Origin of the sequence: Streptomyces sp. BoleA5, assembly GCF_000373665.1 — a bacterium.
Taxonomy (GTDB): domain Bacteria; phylum Actinomycetota; class Actinomycetes; order Streptomycetales; family Streptomycetaceae; genus Actinacidiphila.
In genome coordinates, this window is sequence record NZ_KB892092.1 from 176,801 (window position 1) to 195,171 (window position 18,371).

At 73.9% G+C, this 18,371-nt stretch carries 16 protein-coding genes; 7 read left to right on the forward strand and 9 right to left on the reverse strand.

Annotation, left to right across the window (positions count from 1 at the left end):
* From B085_RS0108245 to B085_RS0108275, 7 genes are read right to left on the reverse strand one after another with little or no spacing between them, the layout of a single operon-like run.
* A complete protein-coding gene (locus B085_RS0108245; RefSeq protein ID WP_018558099.1) occupies positions 1-621 on the reverse strand; it encodes a TetR/AcrR family transcriptional regulator in 621 nt (206 codons plus the stop codon).
* A complete protein-coding gene (locus tag B085_RS0108250) occupies positions 609-1,358 on the reverse strand; it encodes an enoyl-CoA hydratase family protein (protein ID WP_018558100.1) in 750 nt (249 codons plus the stop codon). The genes B085_RS0108245 and B085_RS0108250 overlap by 13 nt, the downstream gene beginning before the upstream one ends.
* Positions 1,358-2,938, reverse strand: a complete 1,581-nt coding sequence (locus tag B085_RS0108255; protein WP_018558101.1) for a 4-coumarate--CoA ligase family protein — start codon at positions 2,936-2,938, stop codon at positions 1,358-1,360. Before B085_RS0108255 ends, B085_RS0108250 begins: the two co-directional genes overlap by 1 nt.
* Positions 2,939-2,975: 37 nt before the next feature.
* The gene (locus B085_RS0108260) at positions 2,976-4,178 is read right to left on the reverse strand and encodes an acyl-CoA dehydrogenase family protein (protein WP_037731441.1); all 1,203 of its coding nucleotides are present in this window, start codon (positions 4,176-4,178) and stop codon (positions 2,976-2,978) included.
* Positions 4,175-6,067 (reverse strand): acetyl/propionyl/methylcrotonyl-CoA carboxylase subunit alpha, encoded by a 1,893-nt coding sequence (locus tag B085_RS0108265; protein ID WP_026250798.1) that lies wholly within the window; start codon positions 6,065-6,067, stop codon positions 4,175-4,177. Before B085_RS0108265 ends, B085_RS0108260 begins: the two co-directional genes overlap by 4 nt.
* A 13-nt stretch (positions 6,068-6,080) precedes the next feature.
* Positions 6,081-7,619 carry an acyl-CoA carboxylase subunit beta gene (locus tag B085_RS0108270; protein ID WP_037731468.1) on the reverse strand — a complete coding sequence of 513 codons (1,539 nt, stop codon included), beginning with the start codon at positions 7,617-7,619 and terminating at the stop codon, positions 6,081-6,083.
* Between the two features lie 20 nt (positions 7,620-7,639).
* Positions 7,640-8,437 (reverse strand): TIGR03084 family metal-binding protein, encoded by a 798-nt coding sequence (locus B085_RS0108275; RefSeq protein WP_018558105.1) that lies wholly within the window; start codon positions 8,435-8,437, stop codon positions 7,640-7,642.
* 200 nt (positions 8,438-8,637) lie between these two features.
* Here B085_RS0108275 and B085_RS0108280 point away from each other — a divergent pair, with 200 nt between their 5' ends.
* Positions 8,638-9,597, forward strand: coding sequence for an AEC family transporter (locus tag B085_RS0108280; protein WP_018558106.1), 960 nt, complete (start codon positions 8,638-8,640; stop codon positions 9,595-9,597).
* Positions 9,598-9,683: 86 nt separating this feature from the next.
* On the forward strand, positions 9,684-10,193 hold the full coding sequence (locus tag B085_RS45515) for a GNAT family N-acetyltransferase (protein ID WP_018558107.1): 510 nt from the start codon (positions 9,684-9,686) through the stop codon (positions 10,191-10,193).
* A 10-nt stretch (positions 10,194-10,203) separates the two neighbouring features.
* Here the strand turns inward: B085_RS45515 and B085_RS0108290 are convergent, their stop codons facing one another.
* Positions 10,204-11,169 carry an acyl-ACP desaturase gene (locus B085_RS0108290; RefSeq protein WP_026250799.1) on the reverse strand — a complete coding sequence of 322 codons (966 nt, stop codon included), beginning with the start codon at positions 11,167-11,169 and terminating at the stop codon, positions 10,204-10,206.
* A gap of 89 nt (positions 11,170-11,258) precedes the next feature.
* On the reverse strand, positions 11,259-12,035 hold the full coding sequence (gene ddaH, locus B085_RS0108295) for a dimethylargininase (RefSeq protein WP_018558109.1): 777 nt from the start codon (positions 12,033-12,035) through the stop codon (positions 11,259-11,261).
* Positions 12,036-12,134: 99 nt separating this feature from the next.
* Here ddaH and B085_RS0108300 point away from each other — a divergent pair, with 99 nt between their 5' ends.
* The 5 genes from B085_RS0108300 (at position 12,135) to B085_RS0108320 (ending at position 18,269) form a co-directional block, all read left to right on the forward strand.
* Positions 12,135-13,775, forward strand: a complete 1,641-nt coding sequence (locus B085_RS0108300; RefSeq protein WP_026250800.1) for an ABC-F family ATP-binding cassette domain-containing protein — start codon at positions 12,135-12,137, stop codon at positions 13,773-13,775.
* A 113-nt stretch (positions 13,776-13,888) separates the two neighbouring features.
* Positions 13,889-14,377 carry a glutathione peroxidase gene (locus B085_RS0108305; protein ID WP_018558111.1) on the forward strand — a complete coding sequence of 163 codons (489 nt, stop codon included), beginning with the start codon at positions 13,889-13,891 and terminating at the stop codon, positions 14,375-14,377.
* Positions 14,378-14,379: 2 nt separating this feature from the next.
* On the forward strand, positions 14,380-15,174 hold the full coding sequence (locus B085_RS0108310) for a L,D-transpeptidase family protein (protein WP_237497983.1): 795 nt from the start codon (positions 14,380-14,382) through the stop codon (positions 15,172-15,174).
* Positions 15,175-15,252: 78 nt separating this feature from the next.
* Positions 15,253-17,337 carry an FUSC family protein gene (locus B085_RS0108315; RefSeq protein WP_051101998.1) on the forward strand — a complete coding sequence of 695 codons (2,085 nt, stop codon included), beginning with the start codon at positions 15,253-15,255 and terminating at the stop codon, positions 17,335-17,337.
* Positions 17,338-17,381: 44 nt separating this feature from the next.
* Entirely contained in the window at positions 17,382-18,269 is an 888-nt protein-coding gene (locus tag B085_RS0108320; protein WP_018558114.1) for a DMT family transporter, read from the forward strand.
* Positions 18,270-18,371 lie beyond the last annotated feature (102 nt).

Genomic DNA, 18,371 nt, shown 5'->3' on the forward strand with positions numbered 1-18,371 from the left:
TCAGATTCCGCGGCGCAGCACCCCGTCCAGGACCGCCGACCACTCGCGGACGATGCCCGCGCGGCGTGCGCTGTCGTCGCTCAGCAGGTTCGCCAGACCCAGACCCCGCGCCATGTCGAGGGTGGCCTGCACGGTCTCCCTGACCCCGGTCACCGCCTCGTCCGCGTCGAGCATCTCCACGGCGAGCCGGTGCGCCTCCCGCCCGATGCGCGACTCCAGGGCGGTCACCCGGGGACGCAGTTGCTCCTCGTTCGCCGCCGCCACCCACAGGTGCAGCGCCGCGCGGAAGATCGGCCCCGTGTAGAGCTCGACGACCATGCCGACCACGGCGTGCGTGCGCGGCACCCCCTCGCGGGGGAGGGCGTGCGCGTGCTCCCGCAGGGCGACCAGCCACTGCTCGGCGACGAACTCGATCGCCCCGGTGAACAGGTCCTCGCGGGTGGGGAAGTGGTGCTGGGCCGCCCCCCGCGACACCCCCGCCCGCTCCGCGACCACCGCCACCGTGCTGCCCGCCCAGCCGCGCTCGGCCAGGCAGGCGACGGCCGCCTCCAGCAGCCGCTGCCGCGTGGCGCGGCTGCGGTCCTGCTTGGGCGTACGGGCGGTGGCGGTCACAGCGCCCATGGCGCGGACCGCCGTTCGAGGAAGGCCCGCATCCCCTGCGCCGCCTCGGGCGAGCCGAACAGCCGGGCCGACCGCTCGACCAGCGCCGTCGCGTCCCGGTCGAAGACGCGCAGCACGGCGGCCGTCGTCAGCGCCTTCGATTCGGCGAGCCCCTGCGGAGATCCCGCCCGCAGCCCCGCGAGGATGCCGTCCAGCGCCTCCTCCGGGGCGGCTACCAGGCCGGTGCGGACGGCCTCCGCGGTGTCGAAGACCTCCCCCGTCAGGTAGTGGCGGGCGGCGGCCCGGGCGTCCATGCGCGGCAGCACCGTCAGCGAGATCACGGCGGGGGCGAGGCCGAGCCGCGCCTCGGTGAAGGCGAAGCTCGCCCCCGGCCCCGCCACCGGGACGTCACAGGCCGCCAGCAGCCCGAGGCCGCCCGCGCGCACATGGCCCGTCACATGCGCCACGACCGGCTTGGGCAGTTCCACGATCGCCCGCAGCAGCGCCACGAGCCGCCGCGGCCCCTCCGGCGACGTCGCCTCCTTCAGGTCCGCGCCCGCGCAGAAGGTGCCGCCGGTGTGCGTGAGCAGCACCGCCCGCGTCGCCGGGTCCTTGCCGGCGTGCGCCAGCGCGTCGGACAGCTCGTCGACCATGCGTGCGGAGAGCGCGTTGCGGTTGTGCGGGGAGTCCAGCGTGAGCGTGGTGACCCCCCGGTCGTACGCGCTCCGCACACAAGGTGCCGCGGCGTCGTCGGTCATCAGCCGGTTCCCCTTTCCCGGGCGCGCAGTTCGCGCCTGAGGATCTTGCCGCTGGCGGCCCTCGGTATCGCGTCGGTGAACTCCACCCGGCGCACCTTCTTGTACGGGGCGACCTGCACGGCCACGTGCGCCATGACGTCGTCCGCGGTGAGGGAGACCCCCTGCTGCGGCACCACGTACGCCTTGGGGATCTCGTTGCCGTCCCCGTCCAGCACGCCGATGACCGCGGCGTCGGCCACCCGCGGGTCGGTGAGCAGCACGGCCTCCAGTTCGGCGGGCGGCACCTGGTAGCCCTTGTACTTGATCAGCTCCTTGACCCGGTCGACGACGTGGAGCCACCCGCCGGCGTCCACCCGGCCGACGTCGCCGGTGTGCAGCCAGCCCTCCTCGTCGATCATGGCGGCGGTCTCGTCGGGCCGTCCCAGATAGCCCTTCATGACCTGCGGACCGCGGATGAGGATCTCCCCGGCGTCCTCGGCGGCCGCGTCCTCGTCGAGCGGGACGATGCGCATCTCGGTGCCGGGCAGCAGCTTGCCGACCGCGCCGGGCGGCGCGTCGCGCGCGTCAAGAGGCACCACGTGCGTGCCGGGGGAGAGTTCCGTCATCCCGTACGCCTGAAGGATCGGCGGCAGCCCCAGCCGTTTCGAGCAGGCCTGGGCAAGCTCGGCGTCGAGCGGCGCCGCCGAGCACAGCACGTACTCCAGCGAGCTGAGGTCGTGCGCGGCGACCGCCGGGTGCTTGGCGAGCGCCAGCACGATCGGAGGGGCCACGAACAGCCCCTGCACCCGGTGGGTCGCCACCGCCTTCAGGAACTGCTCGAGGTCGAAGCGCGGCAGCACCACGACCGTGGCGCCCTTGCGCAGCGGCGCGTTCATGAGCGCGGTGAGCCCGTAGATGTGGAAGAACGGGAGCACGGCCAGGATGCGGTGCCCGGGTCCCATCGACAGCGCCGGGTCGAGCTGGGCCAGGTTGGTGGCGATGTTGCGGTGGGTCAGCATCACACCCTTGGGCACACCCGTGGTGCCCGAGGAATACGGCAGCGCGGCCACGTCCTCACCCGGGTCGAAGGCGATCACCGGCTCGGGCGCGGTGGAGCCCAGCAGGTCCAGCACCGAACGGTGGCCCTCGGCACTGTCGCAGACCAGGATCTCCCGTACGCCGCCCGCCTGTTCGGCGGCCTTGCGGGCGGTCTCCAGCAGGGGCGAGACGGTGACGATCCACGAGGCGCCGCTGTCGCGCAGCTGCCGCGCGAACTCCTCGGCGGTGGCGAGCGGATGCACCGTGGTGACGGCCGCGCCGGCGCGGGTGGCGCCGTAGAAGACCGGCGGGTAGGCGATGGTGTTGGGGCTGTGCAGGGCGAGGACGTCGCCCTTGCGCAGTCCGGACTCCGCCAGCGCCGCCGCGATACGGCGGGTGAAGGAGTCGAGCTGCGCGTAGGTGAGCGTCGTGCCCTCCACCCCGTCGACGAGCGCGGGCCGGTCGCCGAACTCGGCGGCGTGCCCCAGTACGGCCTCGTGGATGGGCAGGTCGATGGCGGGAACCGCGGGATACTCGCTGTGGAACACGGCCGGCTGTGCCATGGCCGTTCCCCCCTCCTCGTCGGGATGTGCTCAGTGCTCAGTAGGACTTGGGCAGACCCAGCGTGTGGTGCGAGACGTAGTTGAGAATCATCTCCCGGCTGACCGGCGCGATGCGACCCACGCGCGAGGCCGTCAGGAGGGAGGCCAGCCCGTACTCGGCCGTCAGGCCGTTCCCGCCGAGGGTGTGCACGGCCTGGTCGACGGCCTTCGCGCCCGCCTCGGCCGCCGCGTACTTCGCCATGTTGGCGGCCTCGCCGGCGGCCATGTCGTCCCCGGCGTCGTACAGGAACGCGGCCTTCTGCATCATCAGCCGGGCCAGTTCCAGCTCGATGTGGGCCTGCGCCAGCGGGTGGGCGATGGCCTGGTGCGAGCCGATGGGGGCCTTCCACACCTGCCGGGTGCGCGCGTAGGCCACGGCGGCGCCGAGCGCGAAGCGGCCCATGCCGATCGAGAAGGCGGCCGTCATGACGCGCTCGGGGTTGAGGCCCGCGAACAACTGCAGCAGCCCCGCGTCCTCGTCGCCGACGAGGGCGTCGGCGGGCAGCCGTACGTCGTCCATGAAGATGTGAAACTGCTTTTCCGGCGCGGACAGTTCCATGTCGATCGGCCGGAACTCGAAGCCGGGCGTCTCGCGCTCCACGATGAACAGGCACGGCTTCAGCTTGCCCGTGCGCGCGTCCTCGGTGCGGCCCACGATGAGTGTCGCGTCGGCGATGTCGACGCCGGAGACGAAGACCTTGCGGCCCGTGAGCAGCCAGTCCGACCCGTCCCGGCGGGCCGTGGTGGTCAGCCGGTGCGAGTTGGAACCGGCGTCCGGCTCGGTGATGCCGAACGCCATGCGGAGTGAGCCGTCCGAGAGCCCGGGCAGCCAACGGCGCTTCTGCTCCTCGGTCCCGAAGCGCGCGATGACCGTGCCGCAGATCGCCGGGGAGACGATGAGCAGCAGCAACGGGCAGCCCGCGGCGCCCAGTTCCTCCAGCACGATGGAGAGTTCGGCGAGGCCGCCGCCCCCGCCGCCGTGCTCCTCGGGCAGGTTGACGCCGAGGTAGCCGAGAGCGCCGGCCTCCTGCCACAGCTTGTCGGTGTGCCGTCCCTCGCGCACGGCGTCGAGGAAGTAGGAACGCCCGTAGCGGCGCCCCAGGTCGGAGACGGCCCTGCGCAGCGCGCGCCGCTCCTCGCTCTCCAGCAGGACGTTGTCGAAGGTGCCGGTCGGTCCGTTCACAGCGGGTGTACCGCTCATGGCGAGTCCTCTTCCTGAACGACGGCGAGTACGGCGCCGACGTCGACCTGGCGGCCGGCCTCGGCGTGCAGCGCGGTGAGCACACCGTCCGCCGGGGCGGCGACGAGGTGCTCCATCTTCATGGCCTCCAGCCACAGCAGCGGCTGCCCCGCCGTCACCTTTTCGCCGACGGCGACGTCCGCCACGCGCACCACCGTCCCCGGCATCGGGGCCAGCAGCGAGCCCGGCGCGAGCTGCGCGACCGGGTCGGGGAAGCGCGGCAGCGCGGTGAAGCGGTGGGAGCCGAGCGGACCGTCGACGCACACCTGGTCCGCGTAGACCGCGATCTCGAAGGCGCGGCGCACCCCGGCGACCTCCAGCACGACCCGCTCCGGCGCCCGCTCCAGCAGACGGACGTCCGGATGTCCCTCGGCGGTCAGGCCGTCGCGGCCGAGCCGGTAGCGCACCTCGTACTCCGCGCCGCCCGGCTCGGCGCGGTAGGTCTTGCACTGCGGCGCCGACGGCACGTTGCGCCAGCCGCCCAGGGGATGGCGCCCTGAGGCGTCGGCGAGCGCGGCGGCCAGGGCCGCCAGCCGCGCCGCGCCCTCGTCCCCGGCGGGCGCCGGGCCGAGGCGGTCCAGGAATGCCGTGGACAGCCGCCCCGCGGCGAAGTCCGCGTCGCGCAGCACCCGTACGAGCAGGTCGCGGTTGGTCACCAGGCCGTGCACCCGGGCCCGCTCGAGGGCTCCCGCGAGCATCCGCAGCGCCTGGGCACGCGTGGCGGCGTGGGCGACGACCTTGGCGAGCATCGCGTCGTAGTGCACGCCGATCCGGTCGCCGTCGCCGAAGCCCGCGTCCACCCGCAGCCCCGGCGCCCGCGGCAGACGGAAGCGGTGCAGGACGCCGGTCTGCGGCTGCCAGTCGCGGGCCGGGTCCTCCGCGTACAGCCGGGCCTCGACCGCGTGCCCGGAGGGGAGCGGGGGAGCGGCGGGGAGCCTTTCGCCCTCGGCGACCTCCAGTTGCAGCGCGACGAGGTCCACGCCGAAGACGCACTCGGTGACCGGGTGCTCCACCTGGAGGCGGGTGTTCATCTCCAGGAAGTACGGCCGGCCGTCCGGCGAGACGAGGAACTCCACCGTCCCCGCGCCGACGTAGCCGATGGCGCGCGCCGCCGCCTCGGCCGCCGTGCGCAGCGTCCGGCGCAGCTCGTCGGTGACGCCGGGCGCCGGGGTCTCCTCGATCACCTTCTGGTGGCGCCGCTGCACCGAGCAGTCGCGCTCGCCCAGCGTCCACACGGTGCCGTGGGTGTCCGCCAGGACCTGCACCTCGATGTGCCGCCCGTCCTCGACGTACGGCTCCACGAAGACCTCGCCGTCGCCGAAGGCGGACAGCGCCTCCGCGCGGGCGGCGGCCATCTCCTGCTCCAGGGCGGCGGCCTCCCGGACGACGCGCATGCCGCGCCCGCCGCCGCCCGCCGCCGCCTTGACCAGTACGGGCAGATCGTCCGGCCCGGCCTCCAGCACCGGGACGCCGGCCTCGGCCATCAGCCGCTTGGCCCTGGTCTTGGAGCCCATCGCCTCGATGGCCTCGGGCGCGGGCCCGATCCAGGTCAGGCCCGCCGCGATGACGGACCGGGCGAAGTCGGCGTTCTCCGACAGGAATCCGTAGCCGGGGTGCACGGCGTCCGCTCCGGCCGCGAGGGCCGCCTTCACGATCAGGTCGCCGCGCAGATAGGTGTCGGCGGGCGCGTCCCCCGGCAGCCGCACCGCGGCGTCCGCCTCCCGTACGTGCGGGGCGGCGGCGTCCGCGTCCGAGTGGACGGCGACCGTGGCGATGCCCAGGTCGCGGCAGGTGCGGAAGACACGGCGGGCGATCTCGCCGCGGTTGGCCACCAGCACTGATGCGATCACGGTCAGGTGCTCCTCACATCCGGAAGACGCCGAAGCCGCCGCGGGCGCCCTCGACCGGTGCGCTGTGGACCGCCGACAGGCAGACGCCGAGCACCGTGCGGGTGTCGCGCGGGTCGATCACCCCGTCGTCGTACAGCCGCCCCGACAGGAACATCGGCAGGGACTCGGACTCGATCTGCTGCTCCACCATCGCCCGCAGCCCGGCGGCGGCCTCCTCGTCGAAGGGCAGGCCCCGGGCGGCCGCCGACTGCCGCGCCACGATCGTCAGCACGCCCGCGAGCTGCGCCGGGCCCATGACGGCCGACTTGGCGCCGGGCCAGGCGAACAGGAAGCGCGGGTCGTACGCCCGGCCGCACATGCCGTAGTGCCCCGCGCCGTAACTCGCGCCCATGAGGACCGAGATGTGCGGCACCCGCGAGTTGGACACCGCGTTGATCATCATGGCGCCGTGCTTGATGATGCCGCCCTGCTCGTACTCGCGGCCCACCATGTAGCCGGTGGTGTTGTGCAGGAACAGCAGCGGGATGTCCCGCTGGTTGGCGAGCTGGATGAACTGCGCCGCCTTCTGCGACTCGGCGCTGAACAGCACGCCCTGCGCGTTGGCCAGGATCCCGACGGGATAGCCGTGCACCCGTGCCCAGCCGGTCGCCAGGCTCGGCCCGTACAGCGGCTTGAACTCGTCGAACTCGGAGCCGTCCACGACCCGCGCGATGACGTCCCGCGGGTCGAAGGGGGTCTTCAGGTCCGCGGGGACGATGTCCAGCAGCTCGTCCTCGTCGTACCGCGGCGGGTCGTAGCCGGCGGCCGGGGCGGGGCCCTGCTTGCGCCAGTTGAGCCGGGCCACCACGCGGCGGGCGGTGCGCAGCGCGTCGGGCTCGTCCAGCGCGAAGTAGTCCGCGAGCCCGGAGACGCGGGCGTGCATGTCGGCCCCGCCCAGCGACTCGTCGTCGCTCTCCTCGCCGGTGGCCATCTTCACCAGCGGCGGGCCGCCGAGGAACACCTTGGAGCGCTCCTTGACCATGATCACGTGGTCGGACATCCCGGGGACGTACGCGCCGCCGGCCGTCGAGTTCCCGAACACGACGGCGACGGTGGGGATGCCGGCCGCCGACAGCCGGGTCAGGTCGCGGAAGAGCGCGCCGCCCGGGATGAAGATCTCCTTCTGGCTGGGCAGGTCCGCGCCGCCCGACTCCACGAGGTTGACCAGCGGGAGGCGGTTGGTCAGCGCGATCTCGTTGGCCCGCAGGGCCTTCTTCAGCGTCCACGGGTTGCTCGCCCCGCCGCGCACCGTCGGGTCGTTGGCGGTGATCACGCACTCGGTGCCCTCGATCACGCCGATGCCGGTCACCAGCGACGCGCCGACCGGGTAGTCGCTGCCCCAGGCCGCGAGCGGCGACAGCTCCAGGAACGGGCTGTCCTGGTCCAGCAGCAGCTCCACCCGCTCCCGCGCGGTCAGCTTCCCCCGCGCACGGTGCCGGTCCACGTACTTGGGGCCGCCGCCCGCGAGCGCCTTGCCGTGCTCGGCCTCCAGCTCGGCCAGGCGCTCCAGCATGGTCGTACGGTTCTCGGTGTTCACGCCGTTCCTCCCTCACCCGGCTCGCGGCCCGCGCCCGGCGGCCCCGCGAACGCCTGGGCGATGTCCAGCCAGCGGTCGGCGTCCGCGCCCTCTGCGCGCACGGCCAGGTCGCGGCGGCGCCGGCGGCGGGTCGCCAGCAGGCACAGGTCGAGCGCCGGGCCCGTGACCCGCTGCGCGGCGTCCTGCGGGCCGAACGCCCACAGGGTGCCGTCGGGGGCGGTCAGCTCGACCCGGAACTCCTCGGCGGGCGGGGTCCGGCCGTTGACGAAGTACGCGTAGTCGCGGGCCCGTACGGCGATCCGCGCCACGTGCCGCAGCCGCGTGGTCGGCGTACGCCGTACGCCGAGCGCGTCCGCGACGTCCTCGCCGTGCGCCCAGCTCTCCATGAGCCGGGCCGAGGCCATGGACGCGGCGCTCATCGGCGGCCCGAACCAGGGGAAGCGCGTCCCGGACGGCTGCGCCCGCAGGGCGGCCTGCAGTTCCGCCCGCCCCGAGCGCCAGCGCGCGAGGAGTTCGGCGGGCGGGAGAGCCGCGCCCTCCTCGGCGCCGTCGTCGACGAAGGTGTCGATCGCGGCGGCGGCCTTCTCCACCACGGAGCCGAAGCGCTCCGGGTCCGTGACCGCCAGCACGGACTGCCGGTCGGTCCAGGCCAGATGGGCGATCTGGTGGGCGATCGTCCAGCCCGGGGCGGGCGTCGGCGCCGCCCAGGCGTCTTCGGGGAGCGCGGCGACCAGGGCGTCCAGGCCCTCGCTCTCGTCCCGCAGATCGTCCAGTACGGGTGTGGGGTCGGACAAGGGTCCCCCTGAATGACGCAGCGTCAGCGAAGCCGTGCGCGTCACAGGCTGGCACCGAGGCCGGAAACAATCAAGCGTGCTTGCATGATTTTCCGCCGGGGCCCCGGTGCGGCGGCCCGGAAGCCGCCTGATTGACTGCACGGGGCCGCCCGGCGATCCCGGGTCCCCGCCCGACGGCACACCGGACAACCCGAGGCCCCATGCACGCCCTGTCACCGCTGCTTTCCGGATTCGTCCCCATATGGGCCATCAGTGCGGCGGGTTACGCGGTCGGCCGGACCGGACTGCTGGGACCGCATGCGGAGTCCGTGCTGGGGCGCTTCGTCTTCAACGTCGCCATGCCGGCCGCCCTGTTCACCACGATCGCCGGAACGCCCCTGGACGCCTTCGTGAACACGTCCATGATCGCCTTCGCGGCCGGTACGGCTCTGGCGTGCCTGCTCGGGTTCGGCGTCAGCCGGTGGGTCTTCGGGCGGCGACTGCCGGACCAGGCCATCGGCGGCATGGCGGCCGGGTACGTCAACTCCGCCAACCTCGGCATCCCGGTCGCGGTGCAGATCCTCGGCGACGCGTCGTTCGTCGCCCCGGTGCTGCTCTTCCAGGTGCTGCTGGTCACCCCGGTCATCCTCACCGTCCTCGACGCGGGCACCGGTGGCGGAGCCGGGCGGAGGCGGGACGGCGGTGCCGCCCGCCTGCTCCTGGTGCCGCTGCGGACCCCGGTCATCCTGGGCGCGGTTCTCGGCTGCGCCCTCTCCGCGGCGGGCTGGCGGCTTCCCGCCGCGCTCGGTCACTCGGTCGGGCTGCTCGGCGGCGCGGGCGTGCCGACCGCGTTGCTCACCCTGGGAATGTCGCTGCACGGCCGCCCGCCCGCCACCGGCGCGGCCTTCCGGGCGGAGGTCGGTGCCACCGTCCTCATCAAGACCCTCGTCCAGCCCCTGGCCGCGTTCGCGGTCGGCGGCCTCGTCCTGCACCTGCCGGCGCATCAGCTCTTCGCGGTGGTCGTCCTCTCCGCGCTGCCGAGCGCCCAGAACGTCTTCATCTACGCGCGCCAGTACGACCTGAGCACGGCCCTCGCCCGCGACGCGGTCATGCTCTCCACACTGCTGTCGATGGTGACCCTCTCGGCCGCGGCCTGGGCGCTGGGCCCCGCGCCGGCCTAGGGTTCGTCACCGACCCGCCCCGCCGCCCGCGTCGCCGGGACGGAAATCCGGTGACGCCACGGCTCGTGCGCTGCCACGCGCGTGGCATGGAAGGTGTCCTGATCCGTGCTGCCCGCCCGGAGGAGATGCCGCTGCTGGACGCGCTGGTCCTGCGGTCGAAGTCGCACTGGGTGGGCGGCCGCGTGGCGGACGTCCCCGATGTGACGCCGAAGCTGACGGCGTCGGACATCGTCTCCCGGCACGTCACCGTCGCCGAGCGGGACGGTGTGCCCGTCGGTTTCTACGCGCTCAACGAGCACGAGGACTATCTCGGGATCGGGCTGCTGTTCGTCGACCGCCCGTTCATCGGCACCGGCGTGGGGCGCCTGCTGTGGGGGCACTTGGCAGGGCGGGCGGTCGCGCTGGACGCGCGGCTGCTCGGGGTGGGCGCCGATCCGCGCGCCGAGGGCTTCTACCTGCGGATGGGCATGGTCAGGCGGCACGAGTTCGAGCACGACGGCGAACGCCTGGGTTGGATGGTGGGCGAGGTCGCCACGGGGGCGGGCCGGCCGGCCCGCGACGGTGGGGCGCCTCCGGGGAGGCACCCCACCGCGTAGGACGGGTCCGTCAGGCGCGGGCGGCCCGCCGGGCCAGCAGGGCGTCCCTGCGCTCCTCGAACTTGCGGGCCTGGCTGTCCAGCTCGCCCATGAAGAAGCCCAGTTCCTCCTGCGCCTTCAGGCCCTCGGGGCCGAGCCCCTGGGTTTCCAGCACCTTCAGGTGCCGCAGCACGGGCTGGAGCACGTCGTCGTGGTGGATGCGGAGGTTGTAGATGCCGCCGATGGCGATCCGCGCCGCGGAGCGCTCGAAGCCGGGCATCCCGTGCCCCGGCATCCGGAAACCGACGACCACGTCGCGGATCGCCTGCATCGCCTGGTCCGGCGCCAGTTGCAGCGCCGCCCCCAGCAGGTTGCGGTAGAAGACCATGTGCAGGTTCTCGTCGGTCGCGATGCGCGCCAGCATGCGCTCGCACATCGGGTCGCCCGACTCGCGGCCGGTGTTTCGGTGCGAGATGCGGGTGGCCAGCTCCTGGAAGGCCACGTAGGCCACCGAGTGCAGCATGCTGTGCGCGTTGTCGGACTCGAAGCCCTCCGACATGTGGTGCATGCGCAGCCGCTCCAGCTCCACCGGGTCGACGGCCCGCGTGGTGAGCAGGTAGTCGCGCATCACGATGGCGTGCCGGCCCTCCTCCGCGGTCCAGCGGTGCACCCAGGTGCCCCAGGCGCCGTCCCGGCCGAACATGGTGGCGATCTCGTGGTGGTAGCTGGGGAGGTTGTCCTCGGTGAGCAGGTTGACCACCAGCGATATCCGGCCGATCTCGGTCACCTTGGACTGCTCCGGTGCCCAGGCCTCGCCGCCCATCACGCCGTCGAAGTCACGGCCCTGACTCCACGGGACGTACTCGTGGGGCATCCACTCCTTGGCCGCCTTTATGTGGCGGTTGATCTCGGTCTCGACGACCTCTTCCAAGGCGTACAGCAGCCTGGTGTCACTCCATGCTTCCGAACCGGCACTCTGGGACGGGGCAATGGTCACGCTGGGCTCCTGGCTGTTCGCGGAGAGTGCTTACGGAATCGTAAGTTACGAAACCGTAGGTTAGGTGGTGCTGAAAAGGCAACCCGCCGTCAGGCGTACAGGTTCCGCAGGCGAACGGACAGGCAGGTCACACACCCTTCAAGCTTCTCGAACTCTGTGATGTCCACCGAAACGGGCTCATATCCCCTGCCGGTCAGGAGTTCCGCGGTGCGCGGCGCGCTCGCGGCCATCAGCAGCCGGCGACCGCCGAGCAGCACCACATGCGCACCCGACTGCTCCGGCACCGGCAGGAAGCGGCGGAAGACCGACGGGTCGTCAACCAGCCGCGGACAACCGATGACCGTGCCGTCGGGCAGCGCCGTCACCGCCGACTTCAGGTGCAGCACCTTGCCGACGGGTACGGTGACCACCCGCGCGCCCAGCGGCTCGAACGCGGACCTCAACTGGCGGACGCCCTCGGCGTCGGTCCGCCCGCCACGGCCCACGTACACGGTGTCCCCGACCTTCAGCACGTCCCCGCCGTCCAGCGTGCCCGGTTCGCGGACCCGTTCGACCGGGAGACCCAGCGCCGTGACCGCATCCTCCGCCCCGGCCGTCTCCGGGCGCCGGGACACGGCACCGGACCGGGCGAGCAGCGCGACGCCGCGGAAGACGACCACCGCGTCCTCGACGAAGACCGCGTCCGGGCAGTCGTCCGCCGCCGCGACCTCCACCGTCTCCCATCCGTGCGCGTGCAGCGCGGCCACGTACCCCTCCCACTGGCGCGCGGCGAGCCCGGTGTCGACGGGCGTGCGCCCGACGTGGGTCACCAGCCCCTCCGCGAGGCGCGGGCCCGGACGGCGGACGAGGGCCTTCCTGTTCGGCATGGGGCGTTCCCTCCCTTGGCCGGCGGCCGCGTGCGGCCGACCGGGGGCCGTGCCCGGGCCGTGGGGCGCGGGCCTGCGGGGCGATACGATCGCAGCCTGATGAGTGCCACTCTTGTCGTCAAGGATCTTGCCGCCGGCCACGGGGACCGCGTGCTGTTCTCCGGCCTCGACCTCGTCGTCGCCCCCGGCGACGTCATCGGTCTGGTCGGGGCCAACGGTGCCGGGAAGTCGACGCTGCTGCGCATGCTCGCGGGCCTGAGCGCGCCCGAGCAGGGGCAGCTGCGGCTCAGCCCGCCCACCGCGACCGTCGGCCACCTCCCGCAGGAGCCCGAACGCCGCCCGGGGGAGACCGTACGGGCCTTCCTCGCCCGGCGCACCGGCGTGGCCGCCGCCCAGGCCGCGCTCGACACCGCCACCCAGGCGCTGGTCGACGGGGCGCCCGGCGCGGACGACGCCTACAACGACGGCCTGGAGCGCTGGCTCGCCCTCGGCGGCGCGGATCTCGACGAGCGGGCCGAGGAGGCCGGCGAGGCACTCGGCCTCGGCGTCGGTCTCGACATGCCGATGACGGCCCTCTCCGGTGGGCAGGCCGCCCGCGCGGGCCTGGCGTCCCTGCTGCTGAGCCGTTACGACGTCTTCCTCCTGGACGAGCCCACCAACGACCTCGACCTGGACGGCCTGGAACGCCTGGAGACCTTCGTCAAGGGCCTCAAGGCGGGCACCGTCCTGGTCAGCCACGACCGCGAGTTCCTGGCCCGCACCGTCAACCGCGTCGTCGAACTCGACCTCGCCCAGCAGGAGGTCAACACCTACGGCGGCGGCTACTCCTCCTACCTGGAGGAGCGCGAGACCGCCCGCCGGCACGCCCGCGAGGCGTACGACGAGTACGCCGACACCAAGAGCGCCCTCGAGTCCCGCGCCCGCATGCAGCGCAACTGGATGGAGCACGGCGTCCGCAACGCCCGCCGCAAGGCGACCGACAACGACAAGATCGGCCGCAAGCTGCGCACCGAGTCCACCGAGAAGCAGGCCGCCAAGGCCCGGCAGACCCAGCGCATGATCGAACGCCTCGACGTCGTCGATGAGCCCCGCAAGGAGTGGGAGCTGCGCATGGAGATCGCCGCCGCGCCCCGCGCGGGCGCGGTCGTCGCCACGCTGCGCGGCGCGGAGGTCCGCCGCGGCCCGGAGTTCACCCTCGGACCGGTCGACCTGCAGATCGACTGGGCCGACCGGGTGGCCATCACCGGCGCCAACGGCTCCGGCAAGTCGACCCTTCTGGCCGCGCTGCTGGGCCGGGTGCCCCTCGACGCGGGTGCGTCGCACCTCGGGCCCGGAGTCGTCGTCGGCGAGGTCGACCAGGCCCGCAAGCTGTTCCTCGGCGGCGAGTCGCTGCTGGACGCCTTCGGCGCCGAGGTCCCCGACACCGCGCCCGCCGACGTCCGCACCCTGCTGGCCAAGTTCGGCCTCAAGTCCGCCCATGTGCTGCGCCCCGCCGCGAGCCTCTCCCCGGGCGAGCGCACCCGGGCGGCCCTCGCCCTCCTGCAGGGCCGCGGGGTCAACCTCCTCGTCCTGGATGAGCCCACCAACCACCTCGACCTGCCCGCCATCGAGCAGCTCGAGTCCGCCCTCGCCTCCTACGACGGCACCCTGCTGCTGGTCACCCACGACCGCCGCATGCTGGAGTCCGTCCACACCACCCGCCGCATCCGCCTCGAATCCGGCCGCGTCACCGAGCACTGACACCCAGCCGCGGTCGCGCCCGGAACCGGCTCCCATGGGAAGATCGGCACCGTGACCGGGGTTGAACGGACGACCTGTGGTCCGTCCGCGCCCCTGAACGAGGAGATTCCGACGTGAGCATCTACGACATCCCGCTGCGCACCCTGACCGGTGAGCCCGCCTCCCTCGACGACCACCGTGGCAAGGCCCTGCTGATCGTCAACGTGGCCTCCAAGTGCGGTCTGACCCCGCAGTACGAGGGCCTGGAGCGGCTGCAGAAGCGGTATGCGGACCGGGGGTTCACCGTCCTGGGCTTCCCCAGCAACCAGTTCGCGGGCCAGGAGCCGGGCACGGCCGACGAGATCGCGACCTTCTGCTCCGCGACCTACGGCGTGAGCTTCCCGCTCTACGAGAAGTCCGACGTCAACGGTGACCAGCGGCACCCGCTGTACGCGGCGCTGACCGAGACCGCCGACGCCGAGGGCCAGGCCGGCGACGTCCAGTGGAACTTCGAGAAGTTCCTCGTCGGCGCCGACGGCCAGGTCGTCGGCCGCTTCCGCCCCCGCACCGAGCCCGAGGCCGACGAGATCGTCGCCGCCATCGAGGCGCAGCTCCCCGCTTGAGCCTGCGCGCGGCACTGACCCGCCTCGCCGTGCCGGCCGTCGTGGCCGGCACGGCGGCCGCGGTTCCCCTGCCGCCGCCCACGCTGCCGGACCGCATGGCCGACACCGGCGGCGGCACCCAGCTGATCACCGCGGTCGCCGCCTCCCCGGAGGCCACCACCGGGACGCTGACCTGGTGGGACCGCCGCAACGGCCGCTGGGTGGCCGCGGGCTCCGCGGCCGCCCGCTTCGGCGGGGGCGGCCTCGTCGAGGGCCGCGACCGGGTGCAGAGCACCTCGACCACCCCGGCCGGCCTGTACGACCTCCCGTTCGCGTTCGGCACCGAGCCGCCGCCCCCCGGTACGAGGACGCGGTACCTGCCGGTGACGCAGGACTCGTGGTGGTGCCAGGACAACGCCTCGGACGCCTACAACCGCTGGGTCGAACCCCTGCCCGAGGACTGCGCCCCCGAGGAGTCCGAGCGCCTCGCCGACTTCGGGAAGCAGTACGCGCACGCCCTCGTCATCGGCTTCAACTACCGCCACCCGGTCCGTGGACGCGGCGCCGGGATCTTCCTGCACGTGAACGGCCGCGGCGCCACGGCGGGTTGCGTCTCGGTCCCGGCCGGCGCCATGCGCCGCGTCCTGGCCTGGGCCGACCCCGGCAGCCACCCCCACATCGCGATCGGCACGGAGTCGGGCGCGACCGCGATCACGCGGCACCGGGACCGTCCTCCACCTGGCTCGCCGGCCGACGCACGCGGGGACGGCGACGACAGGTCCACGGCGGTACCGGTGCACGCGCGGCCGATACCCTGAGTAGGGGGAGGCGGTAGGCCCGGCACCCCACTGGCCTGCGTCTTTTCCCGACGTCGAGATCACTCTCGTCCCGTGAGGATGCCCGTGCTGCCCCGTGGCCCCGGCCGCCGACCCGTCGCCCTGCCGTCCTGGCTGGCGCATCCGCTGCGCTGGCAGCGGGGGCCGGTGCCGTGGCCGGCCGTGCTGCGCGGGGCACTGGCGGCAGGGCCGCTGCTGGCGCTGGGGATCGGGCTGGGACGCGTCGAGATCGGGGTGCTGGCCGGGCTCGGGGCGCTGTTCGCGGGCTTCAACGACCTGCCCGGCACCCGCAGGACGGGCGTCGTCCACATCGGGCTGCCCGCGCTCGTCGCCGCGCTGGGCGTGCTGGTGGGTGCCGTGACGCAGAACGCTTTGACCGGCTGGTGGGTGCTGCCGGTGCTGTTCGCGTCGGGCGCGGTGTCGGGCGCGGTCAGCGTGGTCGGCCCGGTGTGTTCGCGGGCCGCCATGCAGGGGCTGGCCGCCGCCGTGATCGGGATGGGGCTGCCGCTGCCCGGCGGGGCCGGCTACAGGGCGCTGTGGTTCCTCGCCGGGGCGGGCTGGCTGCTGCTGCTGCGGCTCGCCCTGCGCCCGCCGCGCCCGGCGGGCGGCGCGTTGGACGGCGAGCGCGCCTCGCTGGCCCGGATCTTCGACGCCCTCGCGGACGCCCTCGACACCGTCGGCGGGCCCGGCGCGGAGGCCGCGCGGCGGCGGCTCAGCGCCGCGCTGGACCGCGGGGACGAGGCCGTCCGGCTGCGCCGGCTCAGCCGGCTGCTGCTGCGCAGGCCCGCACGCGCCGACGAACTGCTGCTCGCGGAACGCTTCGGCGTGGCCACCGAGCTGACCGACGCGGCCGCCGCCCTGCTCTGGGAGGCCCGGCCCCTGCCGCCCCGGAGCGGGGACGGCCCGCGGCGGCTCGCCAGGGCCGTACGGACGGGAGCGCCTCCCGGCCCGCTGCCGGCGCCGGAGTCGACCACCCCGGCCCGCGCCGCCTTCGACGCCATGATGGTGCACGCCTCCCTCGTCTTCGCCCGTACGACCCCGGACACGGACCGCGCCGAGGACGCCGCCCCGCTCCCCGCCCGCGGGTCGGCGCCGATGCTGGGCCGTCGCGTCCTCGGACCGGTGGGCCGCGAGTACGGTCTCAAGGTCGCCGTGTGCGTCACCGCCAGTGCGGCCGTGGCCCTGGCACTGCGCGCGGACCACTGGTACTGGCTGCCGCTCACGGCCGCCTTCCTGGTGAAGCCCGACATCGGCCCGCTGTTCTCCCGGGTCGTCAACCGCTGCTTCGGCACCGCGCTCGGCGTACTGGTCTTCTCGGCGCTCGCGGCGCCCCTGGGCGGAGGGATGTGGTGGACCGCGGTCTGCGCCTCCGTGGCGGGCGCGCTCCTGCCGTTCGCGGCACGCCACTTCGCGCTGCAGACCACCGCCGTCACGATCATGGTGCTGGCGTTCGTCTGGGCCGGCGGCGACACCCAGGCGGCCCTGGCGAGGCTGGCCGACACCGCGATCGCGTGCGCGATCGTCGTCGTCGCGGGCCACCTCCCACGGCTCACCGACCCCACGGCACGGGTCGGCCACCTGCTGGCCGTGGCCCTGCGGCGCACCCGGGACTACCTCGACCACGTCCTGGTCGTGCCCGCCGGCGAGCGCCCCAGGGAGCGCAGAGTGCTGCGCCGGGCCGCGTACAGCGCCCTGGGGGAGGCCCGAGTCGCCGCCGAGACGCTCGCCGCCGAGCTGCCCTCCCGGCACGGCGGCAACGGCGAGTGGTTCCGCGTGGTCGCCGCCTCGGAGCGGATCGTGGACGCCACCACCGCCTGCGTCCTCCGGATGGAGCAGGGCGCCCCGCGTCCATCGGCCCACGAAGGAGCCCAGGTGGTCGCCGCGCTCACGGCGGTCGCCGACACCCTGGACGGCCGCGCCGCCGTCACGGGCGCCCCGGAACTGCCCGCGACGCCGGAGTGCGACACCGTCGCCGACGTCGTCGCCGAGCTGCACCTCGTCCGCGACATCGTGGCGGGCCTGCGCCTGCCCGCGTGGGGCAGGCGCACCGGACGGCCCCCCATCGTGACCGCCTCGACCGCCTCGGCCCCCTCGGCCGCGGGCGGGAAGGCGAGTGCGGACAATCGTCGCGATCAAGACGGGTGAGGGGCTAAGGTCGGGCCAGTCGGCGACACCGGGAGGTTGACGAGGTGGCCGTATTCCTGCTCGGGGTGGGGGCCGCTTGCTGTCTGGGGCTCGGCTTCGTCCTCCAGCAGCTGGCCGCCCAGCGTGCTCCGCTGTCCGACTTCCTCTCCTTCAGACTGCTGCTGGACCTCATGCGGATGCCGCAGTGGCTGCTCGGCGTCTTCCTGATGATCTGCGGCATGCTGCTCAGCGCCCTCGCGCTCACCAAGGGCGAGGTCTCCCTCGTCGAGCCGCTGACCGCGACCAACCTGCTCTTCGCGATGGCGCTCTCGCGCCGCCTCACCGGCCAGAGACTCGGGTGGCACGGGTGGTCGGGCGTGGCGCTGCTGGCGCTCGGCGTGACGGCGTTCATCGTGGCAGGGCGCCCCGCGGGCGGCGGACCGCCCGCGGGGGCGCTGCGTCACTGGCTGGTGGTCGGTGTCGTCGTCGGCCTGGCGCTGCTCCTGGTCGCCTGCGCGCGGCGGTTGCGTCCGTCACCCGAGGCGACGGTGCTGGCACTCGCCGCGGGTCTGCTCTACGGCCTCCAGGACGCCCTGACCCGGATCTCCGGTCAGGTGGCCGAGGTCGAGGGCGTCGGCGCGCTCTTCACCCAGTGGCAGCCGTACGCCGTCGTCGTGATGGGCCTGACCGGGCTGATGCTCGTGCAGAGCGCGTTCGAGACGGCCCCGCTGCGCATGTCGCTGCCCGCGCTGACCGCCGCCCAGCCGCTGGCCGGGATCGCCTGCGGCGTGGGCTTCCTCGGCGACCGCGTACGGGTGACGCCCGGAGCGCTGGCCTGGGAGGCGGCGGGGCTCGCCGCGATCGCCGCGGGTGTCGTGCTGCTGGGCCGGCATCCGGCGATGCCGTGCGCGCACGGCACGTCCCGGAAGGACGCGGCCGGCGTCGGCGGCTAGGGCGAGGAGCCCGTCAGGACCGTCCGCTGACCCGCCTTGCCCGCCCGACCCCTTGCCACGCCTGACCCGATGCCCCGCCTGACCCCCTTGCCCCGCCCGACC